This window comes from Chryseomicrobium imtechense, assembly GCF_041475995.1.
Taxonomy (GTDB): domain Bacteria; phylum Bacillota; class Bacilli; order Bacillales_A; family Planococcaceae; genus Chryseomicrobium; species Chryseomicrobium aureum.
The window spans coordinates 1-20,147 of the sequence record NZ_JBGOBM010000016.1 but is presented as its reverse complement, the minus strand read 5'-3'; the positions used below and the strand labels follow the sequence as shown (position 1 = coordinate 20,147).

At 42.8% G+C, this 20,147-nt stretch carries 22 protein-coding genes and 1 pseudogene; 11 read left to right on the top strand and 12 right to left on the bottom strand.

Going from position 1 to position 20,147, the window contains the following annotated elements; translation table 11 throughout:
• Positions 1 to 11: 11 nt before the first annotated feature.
• From AB5N96_RS12200 to AB5N96_RS12175, 6 genes are all read right to left on the bottom strand, one after another.
• On the bottom strand, positions 12 to 545 hold the full coding sequence (locus AB5N96_RS12200; RefSeq protein WP_499705650.1) for a hypothetical protein: 534 nt from the start codon (positions 543 to 545) through the stop codon (positions 12 to 14).
• A complete protein-coding gene (locus tag AB5N96_RS12195; RefSeq protein ID WP_499705649.1) occupies positions 542 to 1,624 on the bottom strand; it encodes a peptidoglycan DD-metalloendopeptidase family protein in 1,083 nt (360 codons plus the stop codon). Before AB5N96_RS12195 ends, AB5N96_RS12200 begins: the two co-directional genes overlap by 4 nt.
• Before the next feature lie 14 nt (positions 1,625 to 1,638).
• Positions 1,639 to 3,513: a VirB4 family type IV secretion system protein gene (locus tag AB5N96_RS12190; RefSeq protein WP_499705648.1), complete on the bottom strand. Its 1,875-nt coding sequence runs from the start codon at positions 3,511 to 3,513 to the stop codon at positions 1,639 to 1,641.
• Positions 3,514 to 3,524: 11 nt separating this feature from the next.
• Positions 3,525 to 4,559, bottom strand: a complete 1,035-nt coding sequence (locus AB5N96_RS12185; protein ID WP_499705647.1) for a TraC-like domain-containing protein — start codon at positions 4,557 to 4,559, stop codon at positions 3,525 to 3,527.
• Positions 4,560 to 4,586: 27 nt separating this feature from the next.
• Positions 4,587 to 4,811, bottom strand: a complete 225-nt coding sequence (locus AB5N96_RS12180; RefSeq protein WP_079523993.1) for a hypothetical protein — start codon at positions 4,809 to 4,811, stop codon at positions 4,587 to 4,589.
• A gap of 216 nt (positions 4,812 to 5,027) precedes the next feature.
• On the bottom strand, positions 5,028 to 5,969 hold the full coding sequence (locus AB5N96_RS12175) for a replication initiator protein A (RefSeq protein WP_499705646.1): 942 nt from the start codon (positions 5,967 to 5,969) through the stop codon (positions 5,028 to 5,030).
• Between the two features lie 276 nt (positions 5,970 to 6,245).
• Here AB5N96_RS12175 and AB5N96_RS12170 point away from each other — a divergent pair, with 276 nt between their 5' ends.
• Complete coding sequence (locus tag AB5N96_RS12170; RefSeq protein ID WP_094942951.1) at positions 6,246 to 6,566, top strand: helix-turn-helix domain-containing protein; 321 nt, start codon at positions 6,246 to 6,248, stop codon at positions 6,564 to 6,566.
• 116 nt (positions 6,567 to 6,682) lie between these two features.
• Here the strand turns inward: AB5N96_RS12170 and AB5N96_RS12165 are convergent, their stop codons facing one another.
• Entirely contained in the window at positions 6,683 to 8,185 is a 1,503-nt protein-coding gene (locus AB5N96_RS12165) for a primase C-terminal domain-containing protein (RefSeq protein ID WP_499705645.1), read from the bottom strand.
• A 529-nt stretch (positions 8,186 to 8,714) separates the two neighbouring features.
• On the opposite strand from AB5N96_RS12165, the gene AB5N96_RS12160 reads away from it, so the two are divergent.
• From AB5N96_RS12160 to AB5N96_RS12150, 3 genes are all read left to right on the top strand, one after another.
• On the top strand, positions 8,715 to 9,524 hold the full coding sequence (locus AB5N96_RS12160) for an AAA family ATPase (protein WP_499705644.1): 810 nt from the start codon (positions 8,715 to 8,717) through the stop codon (positions 9,522 to 9,524).
• Positions 9,517 to 9,951 (top strand): hypothetical protein, encoded by a 435-nt coding sequence (locus AB5N96_RS12155; protein WP_094943960.1) that lies wholly within the window; start codon positions 9,517 to 9,519, stop codon positions 9,949 to 9,951. The genes AB5N96_RS12160 and AB5N96_RS12155 overlap by 8 nt, the downstream gene beginning before the upstream one ends.
• 73 nt (positions 9,952 to 10,024) lie before the next feature.
• A complete protein-coding gene (locus AB5N96_RS12150; protein ID WP_499705643.1) occupies positions 10,025 to 10,195 on the top strand; it encodes a hypothetical protein in 171 nt (56 codons plus the stop codon).
• A 43-nt stretch (positions 10,196 to 10,238) separates the two neighbouring features.
• Here the strand turns inward: AB5N96_RS12150 and AB5N96_RS12145 are convergent, their stop codons facing one another.
• Together AB5N96_RS12145 and AB5N96_RS12140 are read right to left on the bottom strand one after the other, a co-directional pair.
• Positions 10,239 to 10,508, bottom strand: a complete 270-nt coding sequence (locus tag AB5N96_RS12145) for a hypothetical protein (protein WP_499705642.1) — start codon at positions 10,506 to 10,508, stop codon at positions 10,239 to 10,241.
• The gene (locus AB5N96_RS12140; protein WP_499705641.1) at positions 10,489 to 10,725 is read right to left on the bottom strand and encodes a hypothetical protein; all 237 of its coding nucleotides are present in this window, start codon (positions 10,723 to 10,725) and stop codon (positions 10,489 to 10,491) included. The genes AB5N96_RS12145 and AB5N96_RS12140 overlap by 20 nt, the downstream gene beginning before the upstream one ends.
• A 218-nt stretch (positions 10,726 to 10,943) precedes the next feature.
• Between AB5N96_RS12140 and mobQ the strand changes: the two genes are divergently transcribed.
• The 4 genes from mobQ to AB5N96_RS12120 are packed head-to-tail and all read left to right on the top strand — an operon-like array spanning position 10,944 to position 16,844.
• The gene (mobQ, locus tag AB5N96_RS12135) at positions 10,944 to 13,004 is read left to right on the top strand and encodes a MobQ family relaxase (protein WP_499705640.1); all 2,061 of its coding nucleotides are present in this window, start codon (positions 10,944 to 10,946) and stop codon (positions 13,002 to 13,004) included.
• A gap of 29 nt (positions 13,005 to 13,033) precedes the next feature.
• The gene (locus AB5N96_RS12130; RefSeq protein WP_499705639.1) at positions 13,034 to 14,998 is read left to right on the top strand and encodes a VirD4-like conjugal transfer protein, CD1115 family; all 1,965 of its coding nucleotides are present in this window, start codon (positions 13,034 to 13,036) and stop codon (positions 14,996 to 14,998) included.
• Between the two features lie 18 nt (positions 14,999 to 15,016).
• Positions 15,017 to 15,241: a hypothetical protein gene (locus AB5N96_RS12125; protein ID WP_070778439.1), complete on the top strand. Its 225-nt coding sequence runs from the start codon at positions 15,017 to 15,019 to the stop codon at positions 15,239 to 15,241.
• Positions 15,231 to 16,844, top strand: a complete 1,614-nt coding sequence (locus AB5N96_RS12120; protein WP_499705638.1) for an ArdC-like ssDNA-binding domain-containing protein — start codon at positions 15,231 to 15,233, stop codon at positions 16,842 to 16,844. The genes AB5N96_RS12125 and AB5N96_RS12120 overlap by 11 nt, the downstream gene beginning before the upstream one ends.
• A gap of 69 nt (positions 16,845 to 16,913) precedes the next feature.
• On the opposite strand, the gene AB5N96_RS12115 is transcribed toward AB5N96_RS12120, so the two are convergent.
• Both AB5N96_RS12115 and AB5N96_RS12110 read right to left on the bottom strand, forming a co-directional pair.
• Positions 16,914 to 17,075 (bottom strand): IS3 family transposase, encoded by a 162-nt coding sequence (locus tag AB5N96_RS12115; RefSeq protein WP_226320904.1) that lies wholly within the window; start codon positions 17,073 to 17,075, stop codon positions 16,914 to 16,916.
• A pseudogene (locus AB5N96_RS12110) lies at positions 17,075 to 17,212 on the bottom strand (DNA/RNA non-specific endonuclease); the annotation flags it as partial. The pseudogene AB5N96_RS12110 and the gene AB5N96_RS12115, both read right to left, overlap by 1 nt.
• Before the next feature lie 499 nt (positions 17,213 to 17,711).
• Between AB5N96_RS12110 and bcrA the strand changes: the two are divergent.
• The 3 genes from bcrA to bcrC are packed head-to-tail and all read left to right on the top strand — an operon-like array spanning position 17,712 to position 18,942.
• Positions 17,712 to 18,251, top strand: coding sequence for an efflux transporter transcriptional regulator BcrA (gene bcrA, locus AB5N96_RS12105; RefSeq protein WP_079523985.1), 540 nt, complete (start codon positions 17,712 to 17,714; stop codon positions 18,249 to 18,251).
• 11 nt (positions 18,252 to 18,262) lie between these two features.
• Positions 18,263 to 18,580 (top strand): quaternary ammonium compound efflux SMR transporter BcrB, encoded by a 318-nt coding sequence (gene bcrB, locus AB5N96_RS12100; protein ID WP_079523984.1) that lies wholly within the window; start codon positions 18,263 to 18,265, stop codon positions 18,578 to 18,580.
• 17 nt (positions 18,581 to 18,597) lie between these two features.
• Positions 18,598 to 18,942: a quaternary ammonium compound efflux SMR transporter BcrC gene (gene bcrC, locus AB5N96_RS12095; RefSeq protein ID WP_003725292.1), complete on the top strand. Its 345-nt coding sequence runs from the start codon at positions 18,598 to 18,600 to the stop codon at positions 18,940 to 18,942.
• A gap of 547 nt (positions 18,943 to 19,489) precedes the next feature.
• On the opposite strand, the gene AB5N96_RS12090 is transcribed toward bcrC, so the two are convergent.
• On the bottom strand, positions 19,490 to 19,672 hold the full coding sequence (locus AB5N96_RS12090) for a hypothetical protein (protein ID WP_499705637.1): 183 nt from the start codon (positions 19,670 to 19,672) through the stop codon (positions 19,490 to 19,492).
• Positions 19,673 to 20,147 lie beyond the last annotated feature (475 nt).

The following is a 20,147-nucleotide window of genomic DNA, read 5'->3' as shown; positions in this document are numbered from 1 at the left end:
CTCTCTCGACATCATTCGGTTCCTATCGCCTGCTCGACCGACTCTCCAGACACGAGTGGTTCTAGGTCGTGTGAATCGACCTTCCACCCCTCATTTTGAACCCATTCGATCTGTGACATCAGATACATCACTCGTTGCTGTTCATCCCCCACGCCGGTAAGCGTGACACGATAGATGGCATAGACCTTGTATCCCTGTTCCTGGGGTCTGACGGAGATATTGAAGACCTCAAGCTCCTCTTTGTTATTTTGATCCTCTTCGTACATCGACTCTTCATCCATCATCTCTTCTTCTACTTCGGTCCGGTAGGATTCAGTGAAATAATCAAGTGCCTTCCCTTCAAATAAGGCATCGAGAAATGCCTCTGTCTCGGAATAGAGTTCTTCTGTCTCTCCAGCATCCATCTCTAGACGCTCTATCTGCTCTTCTAAGCGTTCATTTGCTTCCTGTGTGTCTTTGTTGCTGAAATAGAGATTGAAGCTCACAAGCGCCAGTATCAGCGTGCTCATTCCTAGTAAAAGAGTTGCTAGGTTCAATTGCCTCATCCCTCATCACCTTCCTCTGTCGTCAGATAATCCATCGGGTTGACCCGATTGCCAAACATCCGGTCCGTATGAATCTCAAAGTGGAGGTGGTCTCCAGTTGACCTCCCGGTCGTCCCACATTCCCCGACCTTTTCTAATTGCCCGACCATCTGGCCGACCTCGACATCGATCTTGCTGAGGTGGGCATAGAGACTGAAGAGCTTGTTCTCATGCTCGATGACGACAACATTTCCGTACGTACTGAGATTTCCTTTCGGATATTCTGCAAATACGACCCGGCCACCTTTCGCTGCGAAGATCGGGTCCGGTCGACGACACGCAAGATCCACGCCTTCATGCGCCTTGATCTCTCCGGTGACCGGATGGACTCGGATCCCAAAGTTCGAGTTGATGACAACGTTCGGAATGGGTTGGACAAAGTCTCCGACAAGCACTTCACAGTTCATCGTCAATCCACCTAACGAGCTAACCACTTTCGTGACATTCGGGACCCAGTGGACATTCAAGTTCGTCGGGTCGTTGCTAGCTCCTATTGGTGCATAGACCGAGCCAAGGTCTGTGATCGTCACCAGACCGTCTTTGATGATGCGGTTGTGCAACGTCTGTCCCATCGATTCAATGCCTTCTTCAAGCGTGTCAAAGACAAAGAGCTCACCTGACCCCATCAACCCTCCTGGATTGTTCTTCTCCACGACAGCTGATGATGTCCCATAACCGGTCTCATGAAGTGCGATGGCTGCCATGAGTACCGGATCAATCCCCTGTTCGTCGGCGACTCGAAGAAACACGTCCTCTTTACCTGAGAACACGCCTGCTGAGGCGAACTGTGCCGACCAGAGATCTTCATTGATTTCTCCGTCTACAGCGCAGTAAGCGCCTCCTACACCGCCTGAGAGAGCATTCAGATTACTGTCAGGGTCATCAAGGTTGAACTCTTCGCCTTTACTCGCAACGGACATGAATACAGGCACCAAAATCATTAGAAACGTCACGCCCACCGCAATCAGTCCAAGTGGACTGAACAATATCTTCGTCAGTAAGATTGAACCGATCGTCTTTGCTGTCTGTCGTGGATCCATACCATCATCCCTTTTTAAATCGTCAGTTCATTGATGCTCTTCTGTTCAAACCACAGTTTTTCAGTCACTTCGTTCAGTTGGACCTCGAGTTTGATCTTTTTCGAACCGGTGTAGAAGATACCTTTCCCGGCCTGTTCTTTCTTCTTTCCGTCCTTCAAGATCAACGTGGAACGCTCTTCTTTCGAGAACGTGTTCCCAAGCTCTTCTTCGAGGTACTTCAGTTCTTCTTCACTCATCGGAAGATAGAGACGCTGCACGGACTGTGTAATGATCGCTTTTCCGTAGTTGCGGTTCTCATCACGTGCTGACAAGAAGTCCTCCACAGATTGAGAGGCTGTCGTGATACCACAGTTGAACGAACGCAAGACCTTCATCATGAAATAGATAAATTCCATCGCCTTTGGCACCTTCGGGTCTGCAATGACGTGTGCCTCGTCAATGAAAATGTCGCTCGGTTCCCGGTCGCCACTCATGATCTCGTACGTCGTGTGCGACAAGATGTTGTAGAAAAGGATCCGCTGGATCTTCTCGTTGTTGCTCATCTCCTTCAGGTCGTAACAGATGAGATCGTTTTCGATGTTGACGTTCGTCGGTCCGTTGAACAGCTCCGAATAAATACCGTATACATAAGTCTCGAGCGTCGTATGAAAATCACGTATCCGTTCGTAGAGTGCTGGGTCATCTTGTTTGTCTCGCTCGATCAATGTATAGAGATCCTCCAAAATCGGATAATCTGTGACAGTTAGACCATTGACGTCGGTCGTCTCATCGATTCCCTTCTCTTCATAGACCTTTTGGATATACCGGCTCAAAATGTCTTCCTGTAGGTCGGTCATCGAGTTGTACATGAGTTTGAACATGACGAGGAGATTCGAGATCTTCGTCAGCAAGATGTTACCGAGCTCCGATTCTTCCATCTGGATCTTCTCGCTGATCTTCGGAAGGTCCATCGGATTGATGCGATTCCCGCCTTTCAGCTGGAACTTCACCCACGCTCCGCCTAAATCGGAGTAATTGCGTCCGAACTCCCCTTTTGGGTCGACTGTGATGACCTTCCGGCCGAGCATGTGCTTGTTCGTCATGTTGGCGAATAAATAGGTCGACTTCCCGATACCCGAGATCCCGATCACAAACTCGTGACGGTTCAAGAGCTTTGTATCGTCGACGATCACAACATTACCGGTCGTCATGTTGCGTCCTTTGATGAGCCCGGTCTCGGAGAACATCTCGTTCTCATGGAACGGGAAGAAATACGATATGGCTTCGGAGTTACTCATCTTGTACGTGAGTGACTCGACCTTGTTGCTGTTGAGTGGGAGAAATGAGCGAAAGGCGTCTACAGCTCGGTCTGTCGGATTGTGAATGATCCCAATCTTGGAAAACTTGCTCTTGACGGTCGTGGTCAGTTGGTCGAGTTCATCTTGTGAACTCGCCACTAAATGGATGAGTGTATGGAAAAGGAAGATCTTATCGTTGCGATACGAAAGGTTTCGCAACATCTCAGACGCACTCTCGATCTGTCCTTCGGACTCGATGATCGTCTGTTCATCCGCAAATCGGGTGTTCATCTTCATGCGGTTCTGTTTGATGCTCTTGACGAGCTGCGAGCGTACCTCGCCGAGGTTGTATTCCTGAAGGTAATGGACAAGGGAGACGTTCTCCGGAATCTCTGTCACCTGTTGGATCTTGCTCTGGTCCTGAATCGGGTCGTAATCGACGATCAAGAGCGTCCGAGTGTAATTCGATCCGACTCGTACCGATGAATCGTATTCTGTGATGTTATCTGGGGCGATGGCCGTGAGGAGTGTCTCATTCATTCCAGTGACTGTATCTTCAAATGTCATCTCTTCCTGTTCTTTTGATTGTAACCATCTCGGCTTCCATACCATGCTCCCACCTCCTATTCGAATCGGTCGTTGAGTAAGGTCTTGTACTGTTCGACAAGTGCCTTGGCTGTGTTCTTCCCAACCACAACATCGAGTTTTGCATTCGTCTTGTGGACGATGTTCTGTCCTTGCGCCTGCGCATTCTCAAAATCGATACATGCATAGTAGAACTTCAATAATTCATCGTTCTCTAAGATCTTCACATCGAGTTTTTCGTATCCTGACAGCATCTGTTCAAGCTTTGTCTGCAAGATGTTTGCGGTCGTCTCCAGTTTCAGATAGTCCTTTGGTGAATTGGAGAACGGTTTCGAAATGACAAGATACCGTTTCCTTGTCACCATGTTCTTCGACTTCTGGATCCGGTCGATCTGATTCGCGTATCCTTGCTTCAACATCCGTTTGGCATACGACGAGTTCTGGTCCACCTGTTCGTTGAACCACATCAGATAGTTCGTCAGGTTGATAGGTTGCGCCACCTGCATCAGCTGAATCTGTTTCTCTCCGGTGTCATTAATAAACGCCTGATATGCCGACAATACGTTCTCTTTCGCCAGCTCATTCATGAGCGACAGATTGATGGATGAGACCTCGAGCACTTTGATCAACCGACCATCTGAGGATTCGAGACAACCGTTTGCGATGTTTGCAAGTCCCAGTTCTGTCCGAGTATCTCGTTCTTTTCGGTTCATCGGCAAGGCCCCTTTCGCATAATGAAACTCTTTCTGTCTGTGACGTGCCCGCAGCTTCCAGATCACTTTATACTGGAGAAGTGACAGGTTCTTCCGAACCGGGTGCTTGTTGAGTTGGAACACCGTCACGAGCATAGCTGGAACGAATGCTATTAATAAGAGCTGCTGATTGAAGATGCCCATCTGGTAGAACACGTAGGAGATGATTGCACCAAGTACAAGGAACGGCGTCACGATGAACACGTCTTGGAAGGAGATGTTTCCGTAGAGATACTTCTTTGTATCGATATTGAGTGGAAGCTCTACCTTCCCTCTCTCTCGCAATCGTTCTTGACGCTCTAAATACGAGTCTGAACGCATCGGTATCACATACTTTCTTACGTAGTCTTATAGATTCGTCTGGATATAGTCGATCACTGGTTTTGCGAGTAGGAACAGGACGACACCGACGACACATAGCTTCAAACCGTTCTTGAACTTGGGTGATGACTGTTCATCTCCTGCCCATACTCCAATCGCACAGATCAGTAACCCGATCATGAAGATCGTGATGAACGTCGTCTGCATATCTGCGAACAATGTGTTTAAGAATCCAGAAATTCTCTCGAACATTTTTGCCACCACCTTTCTCTGTTGTCTAAACTCTAACACAGTTGCCTAAATATGGGCAATATAAAATCCCAATTTTTTACCATTACTTTTTAACCCTTTTAAAATCCCAAAAAAAAACAGATTTTTTCGTTTCAAGTGCCTTTTTTCTTACAATAAACGACTTTTTCCCTATAATTTCCTATAATGATTTTTACTTATAAATAAAAAATAGAAGGGTCATTGGGACCCCTCTATGCCTAGCTCTCTATATAGTTTCTGACGTTCTTGCTCGATCTCTTCCTCACTGATATCATTGGTAACTTTTAATTCATGAACATCTTTCCTCAACCATTCTGGCACATTCTCAGTACGGTCTTTTGGAATGACTGGTTTTGACTGGTCACTGAGCCAACGTCGCTTGTCTTCTACAGCTTTTGTCAATCTCGCTGTGATGCTGTGGATCTTCCCTGGAGTTCGTTCAAGCGAATACTGCAAGGCATCTGCATACTGATGGACCGACAGGACCTCCTGATGTGCGAAGTAATGGTTCACTATATCCTTCAAATCGATTGCATCATCCATCAATCTCTTTTTGTTCTTCATAAGGGCATCCAGGATAGCTTCAGGAAGGACCTGTGTATCTCGTAATTGATTGATCTTATATTCAGTATCACTAAAATCAGTATCGTTAAGTTCAGTATCATTAGTGTTAAAATCTTTTACTTCTTGAGGTAAAGAATCTTTACTTCTTGAAGTTAAATTTTTTGACTTCTCTTCTCTCCCAAGGGATTGAGGCGCATCATCGAGCTTCTTGAGTTGCTCTATGTCTGCCATATCGGCCGTGGGTTTTAGTAAATAGAGTCGGTTCGACTGAGATAATCCCATACGTCTCTCTTCCAGAAGTTCCGCTTGATTGAGCTCTTTTTTGATCTTGATGACAGTAGGTTTGCTGCAGTTGAGAATATCCCCGAGCTGTTGATTTCCGTAAAGGAAGAAGATGTTCCCCTCTTCATCGAACCACTGGTTCTTGATCGATAAGTCCAATCGGTCCTGAAGGATCGCAAAGGCTATTTTTGCATCGTTACTCAGTTTCTTGTAGCGCTCGCTTGTAAAGAAGACCTTCGGTAGCCTATAGAATCGCTGGGCTACCTCTTCTCGAATGTTATACTTGCCTGTCATGATTGTTCGTCCCCTTCCACTCCCTGAAAGAATGAAGGTCCTCAAGCACTTAAACACTTCACGATACGAAAAAACGAACTTTTCGCACCAAGAAGATATATGCTATAATCAAGATATATTAATCAAAGGACCTCTCTACTCGACCGCACCTTTATTGACCGTCGCCAAACTATCAATAGAGGTGTTTGTAGGGATTTTTTTATTTATAAGTAAAATTATTGGACTTAGTATATCACAGATTATGGAACATACAATCGTTCCGAAAGGATTTTTCATATGACGTCTCAATCACAACCTAATATCTATGAAAAGATTGGTGGGGCTCTAAAATCCATTCGTCTTGAAAGAGAACTTACACTTAAAGAAGTCAAAGAAATGACAGACATCAATATTGCTACTATCTCTCAGATCGAGAGAGGCGTTAAAAATTACTCACTTGGTTGGATCATTCACTATGCAAACACACTTGGCTTCAATCCTGAGGAAGTGTTCATCAGAGCATTTCAAGAAGACTTCCAGAACAAACAATTAGATAGATTATTTGAACGCTTTGAAGAATACCTTCCCGAAATAAAAAAGAATAACGACAACACCTAAGACATCCGGTTTTAAGCTGGATGTTTTTCTATTTGGTTAAAAAAGATTGATGGATAACAGATACAGATGAGAGTAAAAAGCACACGTATACAGATATGTATTGGCATACTGGACAATTAACTAGAGTTCGCTCTATCCATCGGTCCTCCCCTCGCATCTTGTAGTCTTTTATAAATATCTAATTGGTTTTGAAGCTCCCCGACAGCCGTCTCATTTTCTTTTTCTGTCAGGAACAGCTCTAGGTTTACGATGTACTGAAGTCTATGAGTCTTCTGATAGCTGAGGGCACACTGAAGTAGCACAGCAACAGAGGTGAGTCCTGTCTTTGCTGCACGTCCTTTTCCGATCCGTTTGACCATGATCTTTGTTGATTGACGGATGACCTCGTTCAATGTACTGCGAGGAATCCCGATCTCCTCACAGATCTCACTTTGTGTCGTCCAGTGGACCGGTCGGTCCAGTTGCGTCATCTCATCGATGTATGCGAGCAAGTCTTCTTCCCACTCTTCATAATGACTACGCACACGATCTTCACGTTCTTTCTTGAACTTGTACCATCCACTTCGAGGCGTCTCGATCTTCACGTCTTTCTGGATGCCCCATGCATCAAGAAGTTCTTTGATGTATATCTTGCTGGCTCCTTTGAATCGTCCCTTGTATGCACTTCGGACGATCTTTTCGACCTCTGTGTGACGTACCGGACTCTTGAGGCGTGAGTTGTACTCATCAAGTAAATCTAGGGCCTCGCCACTCCCCTTCCCTGCGCTATAGCAAGCAAGAGCCAACGTGAACATGAGATTGTCACGGCCAAGCTGTCCTGATGTGCCCTTGACGTCCTGAGTACGCAACAACTCACGGAACCACGCTGTCTCAGTCACATCGTTCTCTCTTCTTTCTTGTAACACGACAAAGAGACCTCGTCCACTGTCGTCGTCTTGACGTCTCGACCACGCGATGAGGCTTCCAAAATCAAATACACACTCTTCTGAGAACCAACGTACATTCTCTTTTTTGGGTATACGGAAAAAGCCAAAGTCATTACATGAGACGTCTACCCCATGCAAGACCTTCGCCAAGCTCAATTTGATGTTCTCTGAAATCCGTTTGGCCACTTTCAGGCCACGGAAGTCGTTCTTGTTGCTGATGAACAGAGGTGTCTTCAATACAAAATAGACCTGGAACCCTTTCGGAGTCTCAAGAACCATCGTTGGAGCCCCAACGCTATGTTCAACAGCTGCAGATAAGATATCCGTATACGACTGTCTCTTTGAATCGATATCGACGACAAATGTGTTGATCTGTTGCAGGTTCTTCTCTTCATGACCTTTTATGTATTTTCTCTGATCGTCTGTATACGTCAGATAGTTGAAGACATTCGGGCTCCAATGAGAAAGTACATCCACATCTTCAGTCAACGACTCAACAGATGTAATGACATATCCTTTCACACCGCTAGGTGTTAGAAGGTCCTCTTTGGACCGGACAACTGGGATAGCACCTTTTTTTCTTTTCCCCTCAACTTTGAAAGCTTCTACTTTTAGAGGGAGGTTGGCCTTTGAATGTTTATGTTTATATGTATAAATTCCATCTTTCAATATGGTTTCTAAGACGATATTCAATCCAGCGGCCCCCTCTAACTATGCGTATCTCTCCATAAGTTAAAGGATTAAAAACATTAAGTAAATAGCGTCAAATCAACGTTTGAAGCCTTACAAAAGTAGAAATTTCTACTTTTCTACTTTTGTTAGAATGAATGCCTTTCTCGCATAAGTAGAAATTTCTACTTTTCTACTTTTGTTAGAATGAATGCCTTTCTCGCATAAGTAGAAATTTCTACTTTTCCACTTTTGTTAGAATGAATGCCTTTCTCGCATAAGTAGAAATTTCTACTTTTCTACTTTTGTTAGAATGAACGCCTTTCTCGCATAAGTAGAAATTTCTACTTTTCCACTTTTGTTAGAATGAACGCCTTTCTCGCATAAGTAGAAATTTCTACTTTTCTACCTATGCATAGAAGAACTACTAAATATTACAATTATATTACAATTAAATTTTCATTCACACAAACTTCTACTTATGTTATTATCAGAAATATACAAAGGTAGAAGTTTGTTAGGTAGAAATTTGTAGAAAAGGGGAGAAGAACTTATGGTGGCAAAAACGATTGTTGTAGGAAACTTTAAAGGTGGTGTAGGTAAGACTAAAGTGTCTGTCATGACTAGTTGGGAGTATTCAAATGTACATAACAAGAGAGTATTGTTAGTAGATATGGATCCTCAAGGAAATGCTAGTACTTTAATAGCTCGCACAGCTGGAATTACTGAAATAGAAAGAACAATATTTGAAGGCTTTCAGGATAGAGACTTATCAAGTGTTATTTTAAAAGTTAATGATTATCTTGATTTAATCCCGGCAGCCGTATCGTTTAAAAATTTCTCGAAATTCCTTTATCAAAACTATCCTACAGACCTAGATCAAATCACTTTATTAAAGACTTTACTTGAGCCCTTAAAGGAACAATATGATTATATTATCATCGATGTTCCTCCAACTATAAGTGATTACTCAGATAATGCAATGATGGCATCAGACTATGTTCTTATAATACTGCAAGCACAAGAACTATCCCTTGAAGGTGCTGAAACTTACGTTTCATACTTGCAGTTTATGCATGATGAATACGATGCTGATATTCAAGTACTAGGGGTATTGCCAGTACTATTGCGTGCTGGAGGACGAGTCGATCAATCAACGGTAGAAAGAGCCACTGAACTATTTGGAGAAGACAATGTATTCAAGAGTGTTGTTAAACATCTTGAACGTTTGAAGGCATGGGATGTGACTGGAATAAAAAATGAAGATCACCATGATCGTAAAGCTCATCAAATCTTTTTAGATGTTATAAAAGAGATGGATGAAAAGCTGGTTCGTCTTGAGGAGGAGGAATCTAATGTCTGAGACTGGAAACAAAGGACCTCTAATCAAAAAGAAACCAAAGCCAATGGATCGACCTAAACCAGTCAATATTAATGCAGGCTCAAACAGTGGATTTAAATTTAACTCTGAGCCTTCTAGTCCTGTAATAGAAGTTGAAAAGAATCCTGTAAGTAAACCTAGCAACCAAAAAGAAGATGCTTCTACAAATAAAAAAGATAGCACTGCAAGAAAAAAACGAGCAAGCGTAGTAGGTAAAAACGACAGTGTTAAATCGATAAAAGTTCCTTATGATATTCATGTAAAGATAGGTGTTCTGGGGAAATTTATGGATGAAAATAAAACATATGCTATCCTCTCTGAACTGATTGATTACTACCAAAAGAATGAATTGACTGACAGACAGCAAAAGCAATTTGAATTTATGACAGATTTCTTAAATCACGATTAATCATTCTCGCAAAAGTAGAAATTTCCACTTAACAAAAGTAGAAATTTCTACTTTTGTTAAGTGGAGGTATTGAATGAGATACTTAGTCCGATCTATTAATGAAGATGTCATTTCAGAAGGAGACAAGGAAGTGATTTTCGAAGACCGTGAGGTTGCTGAAAAGAGAGCCCATGAATTAAATCTTTTAACTGAACATACTTGGAAAGTCATTCCGCTTTCTGATGATCTTGAAAAAGATATTTAATTTCAAAGAGCATGCCCACCTGCAAAAGGGGACATGCTCTTTTTTATTGTTTTATATTCTTTATCTTACCTTTCACGAATTCCGAGAACGTCTGAAATATCTTCTCGCGTTGTTCTATCGTGAACTCTTCTAACCCAAAATATTTCTCCGCAAGTGCTCCCGTCTCGATCAGTCTCTTGGTCCTTAATTTTCTCTGTTCCCAACTTGCTCGTCGTTTTGTCTCGTTCTGTAATTGATTCTTCTTTCTCTTCAGTCCTGTGATCTGTTGATTCAATTCTTTTGACTTGATCAGATTATCTTCCGGTGTCTTCATGACCATCCCACTCTTCTGATTTTGTCTCGTTTCCGTTCACCTGTCCCGCCAGCATTTGAATCCATTCGATGGCTTCTTTTTCTGAACTTACATTCCAAGAACGCAATACCTCAGCCCCGATGTTCTGCTGCATCTGTCTTTCCAGGTTCTTCTGTCTTTCTTTTAACTTCTTGATCTGTTCCTCGATGCTCGTGATCTTTTCAATGTTGTTTGCCATGTTTTCCACCTCTTTTTTTATTTATATGTAAAAATTTTAACATATAGATAAAAATATTTCAGTAAAAAGGAAAAAATATGGTATAATGAATCCGAGCTTTCAAGCGAGTGCCCAGTTATACACCACCCAAAATTCGGGGTGGTGTCCTGGGGCAAAGTCCTTCGGAACTTTGTTTGTCGCCTTCGGATGTATGTAAGAAAAAAGAGAGGTGAGAGACCGTGAGTTACTTCCGACTACAAGCCAACATCATCAGCAAGAAGAGCCAGTCCGTTGTGGCCAGTGCGAGCTATCGCAGTGGAGAACAACTCTACTCCGAGCGTGATGAAGAGATGAAGGGCTACAAGTCACGAGAAGTTGCTCCGGTCTCTTTTATTTTGAAGCCGGACCATGCGCCTGAATGGACACTTGATCGTGAAAGATTATGGAACGAAGTCGAGAGGGTCGAGAAGGCATGGAATGCGCAGCTCGCACGTGAAGTGCTCGTCGCTCTTCCTATCGATCTTTCTGAAGATGCCCAACAAGAACTCATCCGGTCGTTTGTCCAAAAAGAATTTGTAGAACAGGGGATGGTTGCAGATGTCTCGATCCACAGAGACAAAAAACACAATCCTCACGCCCATATCTTGCTCACGGTGCGACCGTTCAATGAAGACGGTTCATGGGGCCACAAGAAGACTCGTCAGTATGAATACGATAAGGACGGTCAGATCTTACGAGACGATAACAATAACAAAGTATTTAAGACCATCGATTCGACCGACTGGAATGAACGAGAGACATTACTCAGATGGCGCATGGCGTATGCCGATGCAATCAACACAAAGTTTCAAGAACAGGGCATCAAGAAGAGTGTCTCGGCCCTCTCATTTGAAGAACAAGGACTTGATAAGATCGCCCAGGTCCGTCTTGAACGAAATGAATACCAATACGTAAAACGGATGGAAGAGAAGGGGATAGAGGCGAAGACGTTCTATCATCAATTGAACCTAGAGATACGGAGAAAGAACGCAGAGATCGAACAGCTGCACCATAAGATCGTCGACCTGTCTTCACGACAGAAACAGATCAACGTCTCGGCACTTCTTCATCGACATAGAGGAGAAGTCACAGCGCAGCTTGATGACGACTACTCGAAGAGTCTCCGGTTCATGAAGAATCGGATCAAGAACAACTATTCATTCAGTACCGTCCACGGTCAGCTCCAATCCCTTTACAGCTGGGAGGAGCGAAAGATCGAACCAGCCGAGGTAGAAAGAGATGTCGTACATTCTGTACTCAATGCCTCACATCAAGCATTCAAAGACAATGATTCAGACGTACTTCTCGCACAAGGTTTTGAACGAAAAACATTCACACCTCGTTTTACAGATCGACTCGACGCGTTCGACATTTTGACGAATGATGTCGAAAAAAATCGCCATACAGTGGACCAACTCATCGAACATGCGGAACGCGCTTACCGGATCGAGAGTCTGATCATCCATAAGGCATTCAATGAACTCTATCCAGATATTGATGAACGATTCGCTTATAACGACCAGATCGTAACTATTAAGAAAGATATCCTTGAGAAACTATCTAATCAAAACTACAGTCTAATCCCATCTTATGAAAAGATGAATGAACATCTGGAGAACTCAGAAATCCGAAAAGTCTGCAGCCAATCACGTGAAGTATGTGAACAGATCCGTATCCAGTCTCGACTATTGATCAAACTAGGAAACAAAAAAGAGCAACTTGTAACGGATCGAAAAGACCTTAATGCCATCTACGAGACATCGATCAAACTGAACACGACACAACAGCTCATTGAAAAATACGAAGCAAAAGCGAGACATATCGAGTTGCAGGTCAACGACCTATTGCATCTGACATTTGCGAATAGCAAACCGAAACTAGTCCGTGATGTTGAGAAACTTCCTCTTGAGATGAAAGGGGACATCCTGCACCATTATGCAAAAGGAACAGAACGAAATCGTCCTTCTCTTAAAGAGTGCCTTGGTAAAGCCCAAGTATTGCAAGAAGAACGAGAACAAAAGATGTGTGCGCACCAGGCGAAGGTAGACGGAACGTTCACAAGAAAAATCGGCTCTGATAAAGGAATTCTCACGCATCTACCGACAGGTCGAGCAAGTGCTGAACTCCTAGAGAGCCTCATCGTACAGGCTGAACAAGATCGAACACGGAAACAGAACGACACACCATCTATGGCGATACGAAACAAGAAGATCAAAGACAAACAGCTCCGTCGGGAGCTCGGACTCGAAATCGAACTGTAAAGTCAAACAGACGAAAGGCGTGAACTTCTATGAAAAAGACTTTCCAAAAAGGTGCTGGCCTCAAGATATTCGTCACACTTTTGCTGTCGCTTATAGTCGGCTACGCACTCACCGGTCTTCTCCGGTTCTTGAATGGTGGGGGAACATTGAACACGCTCCTCCTCGACTTCAGAGGCACCTTCACATTCCTGATGGAGACGGACCAGCGTTCTCAACTGTTGGTGGCCATCCTATCCATCGTGTTCTTCGGTTGGTTCCTTTCGAAGATGCGCTTGAGAACGAACTCGTATGAAGACGCCCATGATTTTGGGGTCCACGGATCGGCACGGTTCACGAAACCAGCTGACGTATTGAATGGCAAGTATTTCTCTGAAAAGAACAAGTATCAAACTAAGCAACCGGAGAAGACCCTGCAGCAACTAGAGAACGGTCTGATCGTCGGGAAGGTCCCGGATAAAAAGCAACTCATGATCATCCCACGCACGACTGAGATCGATAACCGAAACGTCTACATCGTCGGTTCCAGTGGGAGTGGTAAAGGACAGTCGTACGTCATTCCGAACCTCATCAACAACCGAGAAGAGACATTGATCGTGACGGACCCGAAAGGGGAACTGTTCGAACAGACCGCAACTATCAAACGCCAGCAAGGTTACAAGGTCTACCAGATCGACTTCATCAACTTCAATCAAGATAACTACAACTTGCTCGACTATGTATTTGATGACCAGGATGCGCAAAGCGTCTCCGTCACCATCGCCAAGAACTCGACGAAAGACGGAAAAGAAGACTTCTTCATGGAGCGTGCACAGAAGATGCTTGCCGGACTCATCGTCTATTGCAAGACCGAGATCCCGAACGCCAGCATGCAGGACGTACTTGATGCATTCAATGAACATGTCGCACCTGACGAGGAATCGTTCCGGAACTGGGTAGATGAAGACCTTGGTCCATATCATCCGGCCTATCAGTTACTAAAAGGGCTCACGACGCTTGGAGGCAACACCCGAACAAGTGTCACGTCATCCTTTGCTTCACAGGTCAGCATCTTCACGTTGAAGAAGATCAGTGAGATGACACGTACAAGCGACTTCAACTTCCGGGAGTTCCAAGAACAGAAAAGCATTTTATATGTAAAACTGCCGATGGATGAGAACCCGTTCACAGCGCTCACATCCGTGTTCTTCGACCAACTGATCGCACAGTTCTATAAGATGGCTGACGAGAACCGAGGAAAGCTCAAGATCCCGACCATCTTCTTGTTAGATGAGTTCCCGAACATCGGAAAGATCGACAAGTACGGCCGCGTGCTCGCTACCTGTCGAGGTCTCGGTCTATCGATGAATACCATCGTCCAAGACAATGGCCAGATCGAATCGTTATACGGAAAAGAGACGGCACGCTCCATCCTTTCGAACCATGACACATTGTTGTTCCTGCGGAGCAAGGACATGGAGACCATCAAGTACTTCTCACAGCTAGCCGGGGAGACGACAGCGAAGGTCCAGACCGGTTCCTCTAGCCAAAGTGGGGGCTTCATGAGTGGGAAATCAAGTTCCAGTCAAAGTACGTCCGAACAGTATGTAAAGCGCTCGCTGATCTCAGAAGGCGATCTTGCCAGCATCGCCAAAAACGACTGTTACCTGTTCGTCAGTGGACTCTATCCATTGAAACTACAGAAGGCGTGGCAATCCGAAGTATTTGGCGATTATGTGGAGCGTCATACAGCAAATGAACCGGTAACAAGTGCAATAAAGAAAGAGGCTGCATTCACGAAACCGCCCGTTCCACAGCTCACGGATACCGAGACGAACGTAAACGGTGGACGTTCGGTCCATATCATCGAGGAAGAAATAGATCAGTCAGACCTGTTCGACCTGACAGACGAGGGACTTGAAGAAGAGTGGGAACAACAGCAACAGAAAAGAGACGACCTCTCAGTCGAAGAACGTCTGAAGGAACACGAAGCGACTGACCTACGGACACTCTTATAAGCGAAAGGGGAGAAGGATATGCTTGTCACGATCAGTGAGATACTCGCAAGTGATAAACGGATATTGAGCTTTTATGACCCGGTGCCGTTCGAGGCACTTACATATGAAGGTCTTCTCGATCTAGAAGAAGACGTGAGAGATTATACAATCACCTGTTATAGCCCAGTAAAGGTTCCCGGACGAAGTGAACCTCTCTACGAGGCCTGGTATATTCGAAAGGACGTGATGAACTATGTCGACTAAAGTAGACCTTACAGAAATCAGTAAACGCCTGGAGAAGAACTTGGAAGAGATGTTCACGAATCGTCGCTTTCAAGAGATGTTGAATGTGATGGCGAGTGGCCACCATTATTCAATTAGTAATGTCATTATGATTGCCTCGCAACGACCAGACGCCACGATGGTCCGAGGATTCAAACAATGGCAAGCTCTTGGTCGCCATGTCATGAGGGGTGAGAAGGGGATCGATATCTTGGTACCGATTTTCCAAAAAATCAAGGTTCCAAAAATCAACGAACAGACCGGGGAGGTCTTGCGTGACAAGAATGGAGATCCTAAAATTGAAGTACGCCAAAGTATCACGGGATTCACCATCGGAAAGGTTTTTGATGTGGCCCAGACGGACGGAAAAGAAATCCCAAACGTGCGTGACTTCATTCAAAAAGATCTACAGTCACCTGAGTCGCTGCAAGAACTTTACGACCGATTCATCGAACAGACGAACACCAATCTTCATGAACTCACGATCCGTGAAGAAGAACATGCAGACAAATCCTATGGAGGCTATTACAGCCGAAAGAACGAGGAGATCGTCATCAACTCAGCTGTTGCCAAGACGACCGAGCAAAAATTTCGAGTCCTCATACACGAATACGCACACAGCCAGTTGCATCACAAAGAGAGTGAGATAAAAGACCTTCCGAGAGGACACAAAGAGGCGCAGGCCGAATGCGCTGCGTATATCGTCTCTCAGTATTATGGACTGGATACCGATCTTTCCTCTACCGGTTACATCGCTACATGGGCGCAAGACTTGAACCTTGCGAAACAGGCGATCAAAGAGGTACAGGACGTCTCGAAAGAGACAATCGAGTACATTAACGGCATGCAAAGTGAGAAGATCAAAGAGTTCTATCAATCCATCGATCCAGAACAGGTCAAAGAATCGATTGAATCCAAGCTAGGTGTATCTTTTGAAGACAAACCGACATTACAACTGTTTGACAGCAAGAACGGATTAGTCATCTACGCAAAGGTCGAACAGAGTGAACGTGACCAGCATCATTTCTTACGTACCAACACAAACCGGATTCTACCGATTGATGAGCTGACTGAACGCTATCATGTACTGAATGTATTAGAAAACAAGGGACAGCTCGTGGAAGAATACAAAAAGGTTGAGGATATTGTAGAAGTGACGAAGCTTGAAGAAGGAAAATACGCTGTGACAGTCGAAGGTGGAGGAAGCTCTCAACGGTCCTTTTTCAAGAAATCCGAGGCGGAACGATTCATCGATAAATCAGGTATTGCACAGTCTCTTAATACAGATAAATTCTTGAGTCAGACAAAGCATAAGGATGCACCGAGACTTGAACAACTAAACTCGAACCACCTGAATGCTCGACTTGCGAAGGTACTAAAGCAACCCAATCTACAAGCTGAATCAAAACATGGTATCACGATAGGATGGGAACTTGTGAAGAATCCTCAGATCCAATCAAAAACAGATTTTGAAAAACATCTAGATGGTTTGAATCCACATCTAAGTTCAACGAAAGAGTTAAAGAGTACCTTCCTTCAATTAGATCGAGGCACGAGGGAAAAAGAACACGAAAGAGAAAGATAATACTTAACCCCCTCAGACAACTGAACTGCGCGCTGTCAAGTAGATAGTAAAAAAGAAAAAAGGGTAGAACTAAGCTGCGACCTGGTATCGATACTCTATCGGTGCCAGGTTGTTTAATTTCTGTTGATAGCGTTCCTCATTATAGAATCGCATATAGCAATCGACCTCCTCGACCAGTTCCTCATAATCTTTATACTTCTTCAATTCATAGCTCTCGCATTTGAAATACAATCTGGATATGTGATGATTGCCTCAAAGTCAGTGACACCACCTGCACTTCGAATCAAACTCTCCATATAGATTTGGTCGCCATGGCGGTTGAGCGTGCTGTCTTGAGGAGTAACATTGTAAGCATTAGACACACCACCAGTATAGGATATTCTTTTAAGAGATAAAACCTTTTATCTGTTGATACACCTCGATTTGAGCGATGAATAAAACTAAATGATGAACAAAACTTAAAATTCCTACACTTCTATCGTAGGGTTAGTGTAAGAAAGATGCGTATTTACAACCTTAATGAATCCAAGAAATACTATTTAAGCAAGATTTCTAGGATTTTTGTTTGCGTCCAAACTTTTATTTGGGAACGTTATTTTGAATGATTTTGCATACTTCATAAATCTTTAATGAACTAAGGTAACTTGAATTTTGAGGCGCTTCTTCAACAATGGCGCTTCTTATATGTAATAAGGACGCTGGTTCATATGTCAGAATAGCGCCCTTTAACAGAATCATTTTCTAAGAAACAATACAAACTTTGATTCTGGAACATCCCTATCAAAATAAATTCAAGGTAAGTTTATTTTGACAAAAAACCGTCCGGACGGTATAATAATCTCATGGAATAATAAAAGGAGGGTAATCATGTCAGCAAAAGGACAGGACAAAAGAGCGCATCTACTAAATGCTGCAATAGAATTCTTAGGTTCAAACGATTTTGATACTTTGACATTAGAAGCAGTCGCAAAGCAAGCCAATGTTAGCAAAGGTGGTTTATTGTATCATTTCCCCTCAAAAGAAGCATTATATGCTGGAATAACTGAATTTATTTTTCAAGACTTTGTATACCGATTTAATGAATTAGCTGAGAATGATCCTATAGAAAAAGGAAAATGGACTCGCGCCTTAATACATGCCTACACTGATGATTTAAACAATTCTCAAGTTCTAAATATAGCATTTCATTCTTTTTCGAAATTGAATCATACTGTTACAGAAAACATCCTTGTCCACTTCGAGTATATTCAATCAAAAATTGATGAGGATGGTATTGACTCTGTACTAGCAACAACAATTCGGCTTACTCTCGATGGTCTTTATTATTCCGAGTTCTTTAAGTTGGGACAAATCAATTTTGACTTACGAGAAAAAATCATCGAAAAATTAATTGAATCTACAACCTAGGAGGATATCACATGAATCCATATGTATTATTAATTAGCTCAATCTTATTTGAAGTATTCGGAAGTTCTATGATGAAGGCATCAAATGGCTTTAAGAAATTAGTCCCTACAGTTGGTTTAGTAATAGGTATGGGGAGTGCTTTTTATTTTCTCTCCAAAGCATTAGAACACATTCCGTTAGGAACTGCTTATGCAATATGGTCTGGTGCAGGTACTGCTCTTACTGCGATTGTTGGTATTCTTGTTTGGAAAGAAAAGTTTAATCTAAAAATATTACTTGGCTTACTAATCATTATAGCTGGTGTTGTGGTACTTAAATTGTCTCATTAAAGGAAGGTTGATGGATTATGAAAGGGTATGTTGCATTAGGAATTGCGATTATTGGTGAAATATTCGGAACATCTATGTTGAAATTATCTGAAGGATTTACGAATATATACCCCACAATTGGAGTAGCAATTGGCTTCTTCATAGCGTTCTATACATTATCATTGTCTTTAAAAACTTTGCCTTTAAGTTTAGCTTACGCAATCTGGTCAGGTGTAGGAACAGCTCTGACAGCTTTAATAGGTGTTTTGGTGTGGAATGAACCATTTAATATTCTTACATTTATTGGTTTAGTTATGATTGTCGGTGGAGTAATTATACTTAATCAAAGATCTGCTGACACGAAAACAAGCACTTCTCATTAATTAAATGGTATGAGTTCCTTATTGGTATGAGAACATCTTACTTCTTAGAGGGGCAGCATCCCGATTATACGGATTTACAATGATAAAGCAGGAAACCTTGTACAATAAGGTTTAATCTATTGAGATATAATCGAAATTACGTCAAATAAAGCGATTTAGTGTTTTATTGTATGACTTGTCTCAAAATTCTTATCGTTGTATATGCTTTATTTTTATCAACACAAACAGCTTAACGTTGTAAATACGCATTTACGGGAAGCTACCCCTTTTTGAATAAAAAATAACCTCCCATAATAATTGATGTGAAAGATTTTTTAGATAAAATATATTAAGGTTTACAAGTTTTGTTCAAAAAGTGTCCTATATCCGCTAAGAGAATCTCCAACCACATGCCACTCGTCAAGCTCATCATGTTCGACACCAGGAACCTTTGCTTCATCTGAATAATATCTACCTGACTCCATTAATCGCTCACTATCATCTTGTAAAATGATTTCGGCAGCTATCTCTATTTCTTCTACAACTTCTGGTTCAGATTCTTCTTTCCCTACTTCGCTAGTTTCTTCAGCTTTTCTTCATTTGCTGAGGTATCTTCGTTATTTTCTTCGACCTGGTTTACTACCTCTTCTTCAGCAACTGCTGTACTCTCTTCTAACACGCTTTCTTCGACTTCTGTACATCCAATCATTAAAACTATTGCAAACAAAAAGACCGTAATTCTTTTAATCATTTTATTTCCACCTTTTCAATATTTTCAATTTCTTACTCTGACTTCTAGACAAGAGTTTTATTTATACATGGATTGATTAATCGAATAGTCATATGTAAATAAATTTAATCTATATGTTCATGATATCCCAAATATATCTATTTGTAGATGTATTTCTCAAGATTATGTAGATTCAAGTTAATATATCTTTTTTGGGCGACTGCACTAGAGCGACTAGAAGTTCATGAAGTCGCTCTACGTGTCGCTTCTTCCTAAAAAAGCCGATAATCACAGGCTGTATCTTCAAGGACAGCCTGTAGATTCCTGTCTTTCTCTTCACGGACGAACGAGTCGGTAACACAAGAGCATGCCAATCAGAGGGTAGCCAACAGCTGGCTACCTTTTCTTGTCGTTATTTCTTGCTTTTGGCCACCGGAGCGTACACATCCACAGCCTGTCTAAGGACCAAATACGGACAGATTCCATGGCTTCGCCC

Coding starts and splice junctions, on each gene's coding strand:
- AB5N96_RS12180 (WP_079523993.1), bottom strand. CDS start 4,811: ATGTTCGAGAGAATTTCTGGATTCTTAAACACATTGTTCGCAGATATG.
- AB5N96_RS12175 (WP_499705646.1), bottom strand. CDS start 5,969: ATGACAGGCAAGTATAACATTCGAGAAGAGGTAGCCCAGCGATTCTAT.
- AB5N96_RS12150 (WP_499705643.1), top strand. CDS start 10,025: ATGAGATACTTAGTCCGATCTATTAATGAAGATGTCATTTCAGAAGGA.
- AB5N96_RS12130 (WP_499705639.1), top strand. CDS start 13,034: ATGAAAAAGACTTTCCAAAAAGGTGCTGGCCTCAAGATATTCGTCACA.
- AB5N96_RS12140 (WP_499705641.1), bottom strand. CDS start 10,725: ATGGCAAACAACATTGAAAAGATCACGAGCATCGAGGAACAGATCAAG.
- bcrB (WP_079523984.1), top strand. CDS start 18,263: ATGAATCCATATGTATTATTAATTAGCTCAATCTTATTTGAAGTATTC.
- AB5N96_RS12195 (WP_499705649.1), bottom strand. CDS start 1,624: ATGGATCCACGACAGACAGCAAAGACGATCGGTTCAATCTTACTGACG.
- bcrC (WP_003725292.1), top strand. CDS start 18,598: ATGAAAGGGTATGTTGCATTAGGAATTGCGATTATTGGTGAAATATTC.
- AB5N96_RS12160 (WP_499705644.1), top strand. CDS start 8,715: ATGGTGGCAAAAACGATTGTTGTAGGAAACTTTAAAGGTGGTGTAGGT.
- AB5N96_RS12145 (WP_499705642.1), bottom strand. CDS start 10,508: ATGAAGACACCGGAAGATAATCTGATCAAGTCAAAAGAATTGAATCAA.
- AB5N96_RS12190 (WP_499705648.1), bottom strand. CDS start 3,513: ATGGTATGGAAGCCGAGATGGTTACAATCAAAAGAACAGGAAGAGATG.
- AB5N96_RS12155 (WP_094943960.1), top strand. CDS start 9,517: ATGTCTGAGACTGGAAACAAAGGACCTCTAATCAAAAAGAAACCAAAG.
- AB5N96_RS12170 (WP_094942951.1), top strand. CDS start 6,246: ATGACGTCTCAATCACAACCTAATATCTATGAAAAGATTGGTGGGGCT.
- bcrA (WP_079523985.1), top strand. CDS start 17,712: ATGTCAGCAAAAGGACAGGACAAAAGAGCGCATCTACTAAATGCTGCA.
- AB5N96_RS12125 (WP_070778439.1), top strand. CDS start 15,017: ATGCTTGTCACGATCAGTGAGATACTCGCAAGTGATAAACGGATATTG.
- AB5N96_RS12120 (WP_499705638.1), top strand. CDS start 15,231: ATGTCGACTAAAGTAGACCTTACAGAAATCAGTAAACGCCTGGAGAAG.
- AB5N96_RS12090 (WP_499705637.1), bottom strand. CDS start 19,672: ATGATTAAAAGAATTACGGTCTTTTTGTTTGCAATAGTTTTAATGATT.
- AB5N96_RS12200 (WP_499705650.1), bottom strand. CDS start 545: ATGAGGCAATTGAACCTAGCAACTCTTTTACTAGGAATGAGCACGCTG.
- AB5N96_RS12185 (WP_499705647.1), bottom strand. CDS start 4,559: ATGCGTTCAGACTCGTATTTAGAGCGTCAAGAACGATTGCGAGAGAGA.